Genomic DNA, 14,800 nt, shown 5'->3' with positions numbered 1-14,800 from the left:
TATCATTCCGCACTCGCGTGCATCTCCGTTCGGTCTTGTCTGGTAACGATGGCGGTTTGGAGCGCCGCCATCGACGCACCGACCGCTAAACCGTCAACGAAATCCTTCGACAACCTGTTCGCAACGCACGCCGTGTTTTCCATGGTGCGCGATTTACATCACGAACAAGATCGAGGGGCGCCATGGTAGCGATCGTCACGGGCAACGGGTTGGGCTTGCAATCGTCATCGGCATTGGGTCTGGGAGCGCGCGGTCAGCTTGGCACGGCGTCGTTCGGCCAGGCTGGCGAGCAGGTCTACGTGAATGCGGCGAACGGCAACCTGATGGTTCAGGATCGCGACCTGATGCTGATCGGGCGAGGCGTGGACGGTGCGATCCATCGCGCGTACAACAGCCAGGGGCGCGTGGCCGCGGATGGCTGGCGTCCGGGTGGCGCGCGTGCCGTCGGCGAGTTGGCTGGCAAGCTGAACGAGGCCGGCAGCACGGTGACGCGCACCGATTGGGACGGCTCGGCGATTACCTACGGTTACGACGCGCAGCGGCGGCTCTATGTCGCGACGAGCGGTACCGGCGCGCGGGCGACGCTCGCGTACGATGCCGGCTTGCGGCAGTGGGCCTGGCAGGACGGCGGCAAGCGTCTGTCCGAGTGCTACGACGCAGTGCGTGGCGGGCGCCTGATCTCGGCAACCGACAGCGACGGCAACCGGGTCGATTATGCGTACGACGGCGCGGGTTTGCTGAGTCGTGTCAGGACTGCGAATGGCGAGCTGACCTATCTCGATTATGCGAGTGGACGGCTTGCGCGTCTGCGCGCCGTCTACACCGACAACAGCGGCAGCCAGCGCACGTCGACCGCGGTGCATTACGGATACGATGCGGCCGGCCGTCTGTCGGCGGTGACCGTCGATCTCTCGCCGGACGACAACAGCATCGCGGATGGCCGGGCCTTCACGACGACCTACCGCTACGACGGCAACAGCGACCGGGTTGCATCGATCACGCAATCGGACGGCGCCGAACTGGCCTTCACCTATGCGCTGCTGGGCGGCGAGTATCGCGTGGCGAGCGTCGCCCAGCGCGCCGATGGGGGCACCGCGCGTGTGACGCGCCTCGCGTACGATCTCGACGCCCGCAGGACCACGATCACCGATCCGTTCGGCGCGGCCACCGTGCTTGCATACGACGCTCAGGGCCGGCTCGTCGAGAGCGTGCCGCCCGCAGGCGGCGTGCAGCGGTTTCATTACGATGCGGCCGGCAGTGTCGTGAAGGTGGAGGAGGCAGGCGGCGGCATCGAATACCGCTACGATGCAAATGGCAATCGTGTCTGGCAGCGTGACGCGGCAGGCGGCGTCGTCGAGTGGCGCTATGGTGCGAACAACGAATTGCTCGAGGAGGTTGCCCATCTCGGAAAGGGCGCCGACGAACATGCGAACACGACCTACGTGTACGACGCGCGACGCCATCTCCGGTTTGTCGTCGATCCACAGCGACGGGTGACCGAATACCGTTACAACGCATTCGGTCAGCAGATTTCGGTTCTGACGTACGCGGGTGCCGGCTATGAGGGAGCGGCGTTCGGCGAGGCCGAGCTGACCCGCTGGGTCGCCGGCCTGGTCGACAAGAGCACCGGTACCCGCACCGACACGGCATACGATTTTCGCGGCAACGTCGCGAGCATCACACGCTACGGCCGCTTGCTGAAGGATGGCTCGGGCGACGCGCGGGCAGGGGCCGGGGAAGTGACGCAGACCCGTTACGTCTACGATCCGTTCGGCCGTTTGCTGCAACGGCATATCGGTGCGCCGGGCAAGCAGCAGGCTGAGCAGTTCGCCTATGACGGCCTCGGGCGAATGCTGTCGGCGCGCCGTTTCGACGGCACGTTGACGCTCTATCGTTATGACGACGCGCGTCACCAGACCATCGTCACGTTCTCCAGCGGCCTCACGCGGACGTCGACGTTCAACGCGGCAGGTGAGCTGGTGGCGCTCGTCGAATCCGCCGCGGACGTGCTTTTGTCGCAGGTCGGCTACCGCTATGACGCCGCCGGCAGGCTTCGCATGGAAACCGATGCGCTCGGGCAGCGCACGCACTATCTGCATGATGCAGCCGGCCGCAAGATCGCGCAGATCGACGCCGGGGGCGGCTTGACCGAATACGTCTATACGCCGGCGGGGCAGATCGCGCGCACGATTCGCTATGCGACGCCGCTTGCTGCCGCGCATCTCGACGAGTTGGCGAATGCCGACGGCTCTGCCGGTGCTGCGGTGCTCGCACGCGTGCGTCCCACGCTGCATGGTGCCGATCAGGTCGAATGGCGCGCGTACGACGGCGCGGGCCGACTGGCGCGCAGCGTGAACGGTGACGGCGCATTGACCGAGTATCGATACGATGATGCGGGCCGCCTGCTGCGGACCGTCCAATATGCGACGCGCGTCGGAACGAGCGGTGGCGATCCGACCGCGGGTGCCGCGCCGGCCGCGTCGTCGGCCGACCGCAATACGCGCTATTTTTACGACGCTGGCGGCCTGTTGAGCGGGCAGCTCGACGCCGAAGGCTATCTGACTGAATACCAGTACGACATGTCGAGCCGGCGTATCGCGACGATTCGCTACGCGACCGCCGTTGCTGACGCAAGGCGTGCGTCGACATCCGTACTCGATTTCCGTCCCCCCGAGAGCGCCAACGACATTCGAGAGCAGGCGAGCTACGATGCGCGCGGCTTGCTGCGCAGGGAAATCGACGGCGAAGGGCACTCGACCGAGTACGAGTACGACGAGTTCGGCAACGTGGCGCAGCGCGTTCGCAGCGAACGGGTGGACCCGGACGCATTGCGCACGGCGCAGACCGTGCGGCTGACGTTCGACGCGAAGCTGGAGCGGCCGAAGTTGACCGGCGCGGTGCTCACGATCCGTGTCGACGGCAGGGACGTCGGCAAGGTGGACGTGATGTCCACGACCGCGCAACGCTACGCGATCGACATCGCGGACCTCGTGCCGGACGAGGATCATCGTATCGAATTCATCTTCGGCTCGTTCATGGACGACGCGACGGTCCAGAACGCGATGTTCGGTCATCGATTGTTCGCGCAACCCGGCACGAAACCGAACGGGCGCCCGTCGGGCAGGTTGGAAAAGAGCCAGAACTACGTGCTCGACGCCGCCGGGACGGTGAAGTCCTGGCTGGCCGCATCGACGAAACAGGAACGGACCACGTACCGCTACGATGCGATGGGCCGCCTGCTCGAACGGACGACCGGCACGATGCTGGGGGCATCCGCGACACGCTACACGTACGACAGCGAAGGACGCGTGACGAGCGAGACGACCGGCGATCGGACGCGGCACTATCGCTACGATATACAGGGTCGGTTGAGCGCGCAGTTGTCGGGAGAGGGCGCCGCGGCACTCGCCACGCTGGGTGCCAAGCCGACTGCGGCGCAGGTCGATGCCGTGTGGCAAGCATGGGGCGAGCGCTACGCATACGATGCGGCCGGTCGCCGCACCGCGTCGACGGACGCGCAAGGGCGTCGCACGTTGTACTTCTACGATGCGGCCGGACGCGCAACCCATCGGATCAATGCCCTCGGCGAAGTCGCCGAGCAGCGCTACGACGCACTTGGCAATCTGACGCAGACGATCGCCTACGCGAAGCGTATGGAGCGCGATGCGCTCGACCGGCTGAGCGGCGGTGTCCTGACAGACGCTGTACGGCGGGCGGTTTTCGCGCTCGGCGACGATCGGGTGTCGCGCGCGACGTTCGGGTATGACCGGGCGGGCCGCGTGGCGTGGAGCACCGATGCCGAGGCGTTCGTCACGTGGCGGACCTACGACGTGCTCGGAAACGAGATCGCCACGCGCCAGGAACTGTCGGCGGGCCGGCGGTCGATCCGCGCGGTCGACTACGATCGGCTTGGACGGGCGGTGCGGACGACCGTCGATCCGGGCGGCCTGAATCTCGCCACACGCGCCGTGTATGACGCCTTCGGGCGCGAGATCGAAACCGTCGACGCGGACGGCGTCGTCCGGCGCCGCGAATACGACCGCAACGGCAACACGGTCGTGATGACGGATGGTCTCGGGAAACAGGGACGAATGACCTACGACGCGTTCGGCAACGTGCTGACGCGTACCGACCGCGCCGGCGCGACGACCCGCTACGCGTACGCACCCGACAAGCGTCAGCTTACGGTTTCGATGCCGGACGGGGTTGAGACTACGACCACCTACGACGAATTCGGCCAGACCATCGCGGTGACCGACGGGCGCGGCGCCGCGACGAAATGGACGTATGACCGAGACGGCCGTCAGATCGATGCGGCGACGCCAGCCGGCGTCACTCGGCAGCGTTACGATCGTGTCGGCCAGTTGATCGAGACAACGGATGGTCGCGGCGTGCGCACGACCTATCGGTACGATGCGGCGGGACGCGTACTGACGCGAACGCTCGATCCGGATGGCCTGAATCTCGTGACGCGCTACGCATACGACGCGAAGGGGAGCGTGGTCCGGACGACGGAGCCGTCCGGCACCGTGGTGGTGACCGAATACGACCTGAATGGGCGGAGGGCGGCTGTCGTCACCGATGCCGGCGAGGGGCGGCTCAACCTGCGCACCACGTTCGCATACGACGGCGCAGGCAAAGTGCTGACCGTGACGGACGGCGCGGGTACGGCGGGCGCGCGTATGACGCGTCACGAATACGATGCGGCGGGCCGCCTGGTCCGCACGATCGTCGATCCGAACGGGCTCGCGCTGGCGACCGCGTATCGCTACGACGGCAACGGCAACGTGATCCGGGTGATCGATGCGGCCGGTGGCGTCACGCGATACGGTTACGACGCGGAGAATCGCCGGATCTGCGAGATCGATCCGACGGGGGCGGTCGTATTGAGCCGTGTCGATGCGGAAGGGCGTGTGGTGGCGCGCACCCAGTACGCGACGCCGAATGCCGGATTGCTCGACGATGCTGGCGGCGTACTGTCGGTCGGCGATCTCGAATCGCGCATCGCGGCTTCACCCGGCCGGGACCGAACGACGCGTCACGTCTACGACATCAACGGGCGCGTGCGCTACACGTTCGATGCGCTCGGCGCGTTGACGGAATTCCGCTACGACGGGAACGGTAATACGGTATCGGTCGCCCGACATGGAAAGGTGTTCGATGCGGCGCAGCCCGCGACCGAAACCGCGATTACCGACCAGTTGCGGCGTCTCGGTGTCCATGATTCGCGGAGCGAGAGCCGAGTGACGCGCACGGTCTATGACGCCGCGAACCGGGCTGCATTCGTCATCGATCCGCTGGGTAATGTGACGCAAAATTGCTATGACGCCAACGGCAATCTCGTCGAGCGCGTCAATACGTGGCGTAGCGCGTGGTTGGTCATGGCCGGCTTCAGCGAGCCAACCGAGAAAGACCTGCTCGATTGGGTGCGGACGGAGAAGGGGTTTATCTCCACGCGCGTCGCGACCTGGCGCTACGACAGTGCCGACCGGGTGACGGAGAGCGTCGACGCGGAAGGCTACCTTACCCGCCACGAATACGACGGTACGTTGCTTCGGAAGATCGTTCGCTACGGCGACGCGGTGGACGCGAAGCGCGGCATGCCGGTCGGCCCGATCGAGAAACTTCTACCCGCCAAACCGGCGGTCGCTGCGACGGCGGTGACGGAATATCGTCACGACGGTGCGGGCCGGATAACGGCCGTCGTCGACGCGGCGGGCGTTGCAACGCATTACGTGCTGGACGCGTTCGGCCGTGCCGTAGAGACAATCGCTGCCGCTGGCACGGACCGGCAGCTGTCGACGCGCGCGACGTTCGACGCGGCGGGGCGTATGACCCGCGAAGTTCGCGCTTTCGGTTCGGCGGAAGCTGCGACGTTTGACTATCGATACGACGCGTTCGGCAATGTGATCGCTCGCATCGATCCGCGCGGCGTCGAGCTCGCGGAATCCGACAGCGACTGGGCGCTCTCACAGCGCAAGGCGCTCGGCTACGTGGATGAACAGAACCGCGCGCTCGTGGCCGCCGCTCTGACGGCTGCTCAGCGCAATGCGTTGATCGACCGGTACGCGACCCATTATCGCTACGATGCCGCCGGACGATTGACCGAGGAAACGAATCCGCTCGGCGATGCGGATCGAACGACCTATGACGCGTTCGGCGACGCGGTCGAGCGCGTGACCAAGGGCGTCGCCGCAAAGCTGTTTTACGATGGCCTCGGCCGTGTCGTTGCGCAGGTCAACCCGGATGGCGCGGTTGTCAGGACCGAATATAGTGCATCGGGGCAGCCGATTCGCGTCGCGCGCTTCGAGCGCGGGACACTCGATTGGTCGGCGCTTGCCGCAAACGGCGAGGCCTCCGCGGTGTTGTCCCGGTTGCAAGGTAGCGTGCCGGCCGCCGTGACGCTCCTCGAATACGACAAGCTCGACCGTCTGGTGAAATCGACCGATGCGGAAGGCGGCGTCGAGTCATACGGGTACAACGGATTCGGCGATCGCATCTTCTATCAGAACAAGGTCGGCGCAGTCTTCCAGTATGGGTACGACAACCGCGGCCTGCTGATATCCGAGACCCTGCCTGTCACGTCGAAAAACCGCACGGTGCAGAACTTTCACCTGTACGACGCAGCCGGCAACCGTACCGCGACGATCGAGGCAGGGGAATTACCCGAGCAGCGCACCACGCGCTTCGAATACGACACGCTCGGCCGCCTGATCCGCCAGTCGGGCGACGCGTTGACCATTCGCACGGCGTCCGGCGAGACGCGCACGACGGAGCCGCTCGAGACCCGCGCATACGATGCGCGCGGCAATCTGGTCCGGCAAGCCGATGCAAACGGCAACACGACTACCTGGTACTACGACGCGGCGAATCGAAGAATTGCCGAGGTGAGCGCGACCGGCACGCTGACGCTGTGGACCTATGACGCGGCGGGCAACCGGATTGCGACGCGGGTGTTCGGTGATCCCGTCGCGCCGACGAATGGCGCGGAGCCGCCGGCGCCGATCGATGCGAGCCGCGTTCGGGAGACCCGCTATTGCTACGACGAGAACAACCGGCTGGTCGAGTCGCGGGTGCTCGGCGTGGCGACCGGGTACTTCGATCCGTCGGCCGGCGAAACGCAGCGAGGCGAGTATTTCATTACGTCCGGCAGCGATCTCGTCACGCGCTATCGCTACGATGGTGCGGGCCGCCTGATCGAGCAGACCGATCCGGCCGGCAACCGCACGCTCAGTTTCTACGATCGAATGGGCAACAAGCTGCTCGAGGTCGATGGCGCCGGCTACGGGATTCGCTGGGAGCGGGACGCCGAGGGGCGGGTGCTGACGGAAACGCGTTTTGCGTCGCGTTATCCCGATCCGATCGCGCCCAATTCGGCGCTGGCCGAGACGCTCGCGGCGAACTGGCCGACGAGCGCCGACGATCGGATCACGCACTATACATGGGACGGCAATGGACGACTGACCAGCGAAACGCGGCAGGGCGTCCGTCACGCGGTGGTCGACGGGAACGGGTGGCTCGAGGAGCGGCTCGCCGATGCGACTTCGCGTTACGTCTACGACGGCGAAGGCCATCTGCTGCGCAAGACGGACGCGAACGGGAGCCAGTTCGATTTCACGTACGACGCCCTTGGCCGGCAGACCAGCCAGATGCTGCCGCAGTTCGTCGACCATCTGAACCGTCAGGTGCGCTCCCGCATCTCGTTCGAATACGACGGACTGAACCAGATCGTCAAGGAGACGAAGCACGGCGACGCGAATCAGGTGACGACCTATGTGTACGGTGCGGGTGGCCGACTCGCGTCGAAGACGAACGCGCTCGGTGTGGTGACGCAGTTCGGCTACGACGCGGTGGGCAATACGGTGCTGGTCAGCTATCTGCGCGCGGATGCGGACGGGCGGCAGCAACTCGACGAAACCGGGATTGCCTATGACGCCGCGCAGCGCGAAACGTCGCGGATCACGCGTTCGCGCAATCCGCAAGGCGGAGCGGTGCTGAAGAGCGGCGTGTTGCGGGAGCAGCACTACAACGCGTTCGGCGAGGTCGTCGCGCGAAGGACCGGTGGCGGCGGGCCGAACGGCGAATGGCAGGAGTATGCGGACTACAACAACGCCGGATGGGTCGTGCGCTCGAATTTTGGTGACGGGGTGTCGAGGCTGTTCCTGCACGATCGTAACGGCAATGCGACGCTGAAGGTCGAGTCGATGCAGACCGACCTGCGCGGGCTCACGATCGAGACGGGGGAAGATCTCGAGAAGCTGCTGCAGAAGGCCGACATGATGCAGACCTTTACGCGCTACGACGCGCGTAACCAGGTCATCCAGGTTCGCCAGCCGAAGACATCGGGAAGCGTGCCGCACATCAGTTTCAGTCCGGTCGACATTCCGATCGACGGCGGGGTGTTTGCGAATACGCAGTTGAGTATCAGCGGGTGGATCGAGAAGCAGAGTCGGCCGGTGGCGGGGCCGGTGCAGCCTAGCGAGTCCGGGACGATTGTCGGGAGCGGCACGGCTGGCCTTGGGCCAGTATCGCTCGCGCTGAATTGGCGGCCGCAGAACTTGTCGCCGCTGAGTATGCGCTTTTCCGTGGAGTCGATCGACCTGAGGCTCCAAGACCTCCCCGGCGAGTTCAATCTGGAAGCGCGCGTGTCATGGGAGATAGCGGACAGTAATGGTGGCTTTCCGCAGACAGGCAGCCTGACGTCGATGCTCCCGTCAAAAGGCGGGCTAACGCAGATTCCTCTAGGGCTTGACTTTGACCGTAGGCTTAGCGCCGCGAGTCAGTTCAAATACAAGCTGGAAATTTATGCCACCCCTAAAAACGGTGATGGCGGCGCGGATTTGGTCGGTTCAACGGACCAGCAAGTCAAGCTCACGTGGCCGAATTCTGGCCAGGAATTGACGTCGACGAGAACAGGAGAATCGCTCGTCTACCTGAGCGCTCCGACGAGCAGGTTGATGCTCCCTCCGGGCGCGATGGTCGGGCTCAACTGGGCTTCAACATCGTTGAGCTGGATAGCGATCGGATTTACGGTCAAGTCGCTCGATATGGCCTTGCCGGATCTCAAGGGGGCGTATGGTGCTTACGACCTTGAGGCCCGCGTTTCGTGGCAGGTTGGCAATTCCGACTATAAACCCGAAACCGGCAATTTCACGGCTGCATTGCCGTCTGACGGCGGTTCGGCGTCGATCGAGATCAATCGTGGCTTCGGGCGATTCAGAAATGACGCGTTCTTCAAATATACGCTGGAGCTCTATGCAAAGCCGAAGAGCGGAAACGGTGCGCCTGAACTGATTGGGTTGACTACTCAAACTGTGTCGATGTGGACCATCGTTAACGACCACATGGCCCTAACGCAGAGGAAAGACGGCGAAGCATTTTTCGGACTGAATACCCCGACCAATCAACTGACGGTTGCGCAGCATTCACTGCCGGACGGTGCTCGCGGTGCACTCTACTATCGACCGGCGGGTTCAAACTCGAGTTTCCAGCAATTGCCGAAGGCCGCTGGCAGTCAACCCAACTCGTTCAGCGTCGACTCTGGCAGTCTGCCCGCCGGCGACTACGACATGGTTTTCATGGCTGTTTCGGACGGCAGTGACGGGCGTGCGACCGGCACTTTGCTGCGCCGTGATGGTTATCGCGTTCACATCGAACCCGGTGGAAACGCTTCCGTGACGTCCGAACTGATCCCCGGCGATCGGGAAAGCAGCCGTCCAGGCTTCCTGGCGGACGCATCGGGCAGTTACATCTGGACGTCCCCACATACGCTGAACCTTTATTCACCGCGCGATTCCGCACTGCATCTGGCCGATCACGTCGTCGTGAAGGTTCGGCAGCAGGGAACCGTCGCCTGGAACGAAGCGCGCACGGTCGTGCGCGATCCTGTTACCGGAGCGTTTGCGATCGACCTGTCTGGATACGGCCCCGGCAACTGGGACGTGGAATTCGATCTGTACGACGCAGCCGGCCAGAAGCTCGATGCCGTGCTGGCCTCGGTCGGCTTGCCGGCCGATAGCGGCGCGCCGTCGCTTTCCACCAACTACCTTGCCGATCTGAAGTCGACGATCGTGTTCCATTCGCAACCCGCCGACACCGATTACCTGATGGTGTCGTGGGTGCAGGACGGCGTGACGCGCTACTCGCGCATCACGCGCCTCGGCAATGGCGATTTCGCGTGGGATGTGATGGCGAGCGGCCTGATACCGCGGCCCGGTTCGTATACCTACGCGATCAAATATACCGCCTACGATTCAGCCGGCGTGCCGTTGGCGATGGGGGCCGGCGACATCACCATCGGCACGCCGGGCATTTCACGGGTCACATTGACGGGCAGCCAGCGTCCGAGCCTCTTCGAGTTCAAGCCGACCGGAACGGATGGTTTGCCGCTGACGAACGTCAATACGATGACGCTGTACTACCGTCAATCCACGGTGAAGGATCAGGCCTACGATCGTCCGTTTGCCGAAGTGACGCTGACGCGGGATGCCAAGGGGCGCTTTCTGTTCGACGCGTCGGCGCTGCCGACGCACACGGAATTCGAGTACCGCTACCTGGCCAAGGACGCCGGCGGCAATGTCCTGGTCGAGCGTCAGAGCTACCTGCTGACCGGTACGCGCAACAATCCGATTACGAACGTCGACATCGTCGGCGTGATCGAGCAGACCGCGAAGGACATGACGATCGACCGGATGCAGTCGCACAACGCGTTCCAGGAGGTGTCTGCCGAACGGGATGGCCGAGGCAACTGGACCTATCTGTCCTACAACACGATGGGTGCCTTGACGCTCAAGCGCGAGCCGACCGTCAGGGTGACATTGGCAAATGGCGCGCAGATCGAGCTTGCACCGGAGACGAAGTTCTACTACGACCTGCTCGGTAATCTCGTCGGCACGCGGGATGCAAACGGCAACCTGTCGACCCGGCAATGGAACTATGGGCAGCAGCAGCCTGCGATCGCGAAATCATGGGACGCGCTGGGGTACAGCAAAGTGTTTCAGTACGACGGCCTCGGCAATTTGCGCACGTCGACGGACGAGTTGAATCGCAGAACCGAGTATGCGTACGACGCCGGGAATCGCCTCATCGAAATAGCGAGGCCGGTACTGGCGAATGGTCGACGCAGCATCGAGCGCTTCGAGTACGACTCGTCGGGTAACCGAATCGCCCGCATCGATGCGCTGGGCGGCCGCGAACGGACCTACTACGACGGCGAGGGCCGAATTATCCGAACCGTCAGTGCAGCAGGGCGAGACGTGCGCTACGACTATCGCTGGGCCAGTACCGTGCGGTCCGTGGGATCGTCGGCGACGGGCGGTTGGGTGAAGACCACCACGGACGCGAACGGCCGGACAATGGTTGACGAGAAAGATCTGTTCGGGCGCTTGACGAAGCACACGGATCTGGGCGGTCGCGTATTTCTGTATGCGTACAACTGGGCTGGCCTGCTGACGAAGCAAACCGGCTCGAGCGGGCAAGACGTGGACTACATGTATTACTCGCACGGGATGGTGCGCTCGATCGTCGACAACGCAACGAAGACACAGTCGCTTTACGAATACGACGGCGACGGTAATCGGACTGCAGAGTACTTCACGAACTTTGGGGACTCGTACATCTTTGCGCAATCGGTCGTCGAATACGATGCGCTGAACCGCGTGGTGTCGATCAAGGACAACGCGTATCAGGTCGCATATGAATACGATGCAGTCGGCAATCGTCGGCGGATGCTCGCGACCTATACCGACATGGTCGGATATCACGAGAAGAATCAGGACTACTGGTACGAATACGACGCGCTGAACCGCTTCACGGTAACGATGGGTAGCCTGTCCGGCGAGTGCCCGATCGATCCGAACGACGTCAGCGTGTCGATCGTGCCCGGCGCGGCCGACGGCGACGGCCTACGGCTCGGCTACAACGCGGCGGGCGAGCGGATACTGGCAGTTTATGCGAAGGACGGCCGCACCGAGCGGTACACGTACGATGCGAACGGCTACCTGGAGACGCAGTCCATCAACGGCGTGGTGGCGCAGGAGCGTACCAATGACCTGCTGGGGCGGGCAGTCCGGGTGCTGGAGCGACGCCCGGACAACGGGCAGGTCGTGTCGGAGGTCACGCGCTCATGGGATGCGGACAGCATCCTGTTGTCGGAGCGAGACCGGGTGGCGGGCAACGCGACGACCTATACGCGGATGGCGGACGGCACGGTCGCAAGGGTGGACGTGAAGCCGGACGACGCGAAGGGTACCCGCAGCTCGTTCGTGTACGAATACGAGTGGTGGGACGGTGCGAAGCAATCGAAGATCACCGCGCAAGGCACGAATCCGAATGCACCGGGATGGCGGCCGGCATCGTCGTGGTTCAACTACGACGTCAACGGCAACCTGAAATCGACGTACGACGACGGCGGAAACCAGCCGGGCAACGGACGAGCCTTTACGTACTGGACGGACCTGAGAGGGCAGGTGCAGCGGCGGGACGAACTGGTCAACGTACGGGTAGATGGCGACGGGAGGATCGTCGGGGCGGCGGGGGATCGCAAGCACAACTACTACTACCTGAACGGCAACCGGGTCGGGAATCAGGGCAATGATGGAATTGATCAGGTTGACTACGTGAAGGAGCTGGCCGGCAAGCTGCAGAAAGGGAACGATAGTCAGTACAAGGTGTTCACGCCGGTGGGGACGGCGGATTTCGACGAAAGCTTCATGACGATCAACGGGGTGTACCCGGGCACGAGTCCAGGAATGTGGACGGTGCGGGACGGCGATTCGTTGAAGTCGATTGCATCGGCGTTGTGGGGAGATGAGACGCTGTGGTACGTGCTGGCGGACGCGAACGGGCTGAAGAGCACGGACGAGCTGAAGGCGGGGCGGCTGCTGACGGTGCCGAACAAGGTAACGAACGTGCACAACACGGCGAGCACGTTCAAGCCGTACGATCCGGGCAAGGCGATCGGAAATACGCAGCCGACGTTGCCGGATCCGCCGCCGCCGAGTCGTGGTGGCGGGTGTGGTGGGTTCCTGCCGGTGATTGCGATCGTGGTGGCGGTGGTGGCGACGGTATTCACGGCGGGGGCGTTGACGGCGCCGGCGGGCGCGTCGTTCAGCGCGATGATGTCGGCCGGCGGCACGGCGCTGACTGGTGGGGCGGGTTTGGCGGGGGTGGGTGCTGCAGCAGTAGGCGGAGCGGTGGGGGCAGCATCGGCGCAAGGGGTGATGATCGCGGGCGGAGCGCAGAGCGGGTTGGATTGGAAGGGCATCGCGTTGGGTGCGGTAGGCGGCGCGGTGACGGCGGGAGCGGGTGGCGCGCTGGGTGTAGCGAACAACGTGCAGACGGCGGTGACGCTGGGCGCGGCACGATCGGTGGCGACGCAGGGCATTGGCGTGGCGACGGGGTTGCAGCATAGTTTCGACTGGAAGGGCGTGGCGGCCAGTGCGATTGCGTCGGGGGTGGGATATGCGGCGACTCAGGCCATCGGTCAACTGCAATACGGCGATGCATGGCGTGAGATGACGTCGTCGGCGCTGAGGGCGGATGAGTTCAATACGGCGGTACGGGGCTTCGGAGCAGGAATGGCCGCGGGTGCGGCGAGTACGGTGGTGCGGGGCGGAAGCCTGGGGCGCAATGTTGGGGCGATTACGATGGACGCGATAGCTTCGACCGTCGGAAACCTCGTTGTAGACAACGTGCAGACCGCCAGTCTCGGGAAAACGGATTTCGCTGCGTTGCGCATGCAGCAGGCAATTGCCGGAGTCAACGAGCAGATACTGCCGGTCGGGCTTGGTAGCGGGTTCGTGGCGCCGGAGACCCCGTACAGCGGCAATGCGGCGCTGTATGGGCCGTATGGTGGTCTCGTCGATAACAGCCATACGTCGTACAGCCTGTCGTCGACGCTGTACGGGTCGAGCATGGGGATTGCGACCGCGCATGAAAAAACGCCGCTGTCGGGCGAGCCGTTTCGCGCGCAGTTCAATGCGCAGCAGCCGGGCGTGTTGATAGCGGGTGGGATTGTGCCGGGCACGGTTGGCAGCCGCCAAGACGTCCTTGGTCTGGGCACGCCCGCTCAGACGCAAAACCCAGTGTTCTGGGATGCGCTGAAGGCTCCGAAGTTGTCACTACTAGATGGCACGCCGAAGCTGGTGCCACTGGATGGCCGCGCCGCACAACGGGCCGGCGATAATGCGGCGTTCCTGCGGTTCATGGAGACGCAGGGCACCCAGCCGCTGGGCGGGTTGATGGCGAATGCGGCGATGCAGGCCACGGGCAACGCTGGGTATGCTGTGACGGTGGCGGATACGGCGGGACCGCTTGATGCGTTGTGGGCGCCGGCTGGGGCTCGTACTGCTTCGGTGGCGAGTGTGCGGCGTGGTGGTGGAGTTCCATATGGCTTTGAAAATTTGGAATCCTTCTCTCAATTCGGTAGCGCCGTGCGCGTTGGTCTTGGTCGTGCCGGTTATGGTGATGTTGAGCCGATACTTCAAGGCAGTGCTATAACCGGCAAGAGCTTCAGAACGGGCCGACCCTTTGACGTTGGTCGTGTTAGCGATTTCGACGTTGGGCTTGCGAGTCAGTCGTTGCTAAAGCGGGCTGAAACGTTGGGCGTAGGTTTACGTTCAGGAGGAACTCGTACGGGGCCGCTTACGGCGAGAGACTTGCAGTTGTTAGGCTTGAGGGACTTGGCCAACCAGTTAAGTCAGCAGGCTGGGAGGGACGTCAATTTTATGATCTACAACTCACCAGCTACAGCTATTCAGCGAGCGCCGAGTGTTACATTGCCTAATTTGAGGGACTAAGC

1 protein-coding gene is annotated in these 14,800 nt (G+C 63.9%); it reads left to right on the top strand.

The genetic code is table 11. The features are described from left to right. Positions 1-182: 182 nt before the first annotated feature. Positions 183-14,798: a LysM peptidoglycan-binding domain-containing protein gene (locus HWX62_RS16045; protein ID WP_175927971.1), complete on the top strand. Its 14,616-nt coding sequence runs from the start codon at positions 183-185 to the stop codon at positions 14,796-14,798. The last annotated feature ends 2 nt before the right edge of the window (positions 14,799-14,800 follow it).

The organism is Burkholderia sp. BCC0506 (assembly GCF_902833145.1).
GTDB lineage: Bacteria > Pseudomonadota > Gammaproteobacteria > Burkholderiales > Burkholderiaceae > Burkholderia.
The sequence above is the reverse complement of the archived record's forward strand: the minus strand, read 5'-3'. Positions and strand labels throughout refer to the sequence as shown.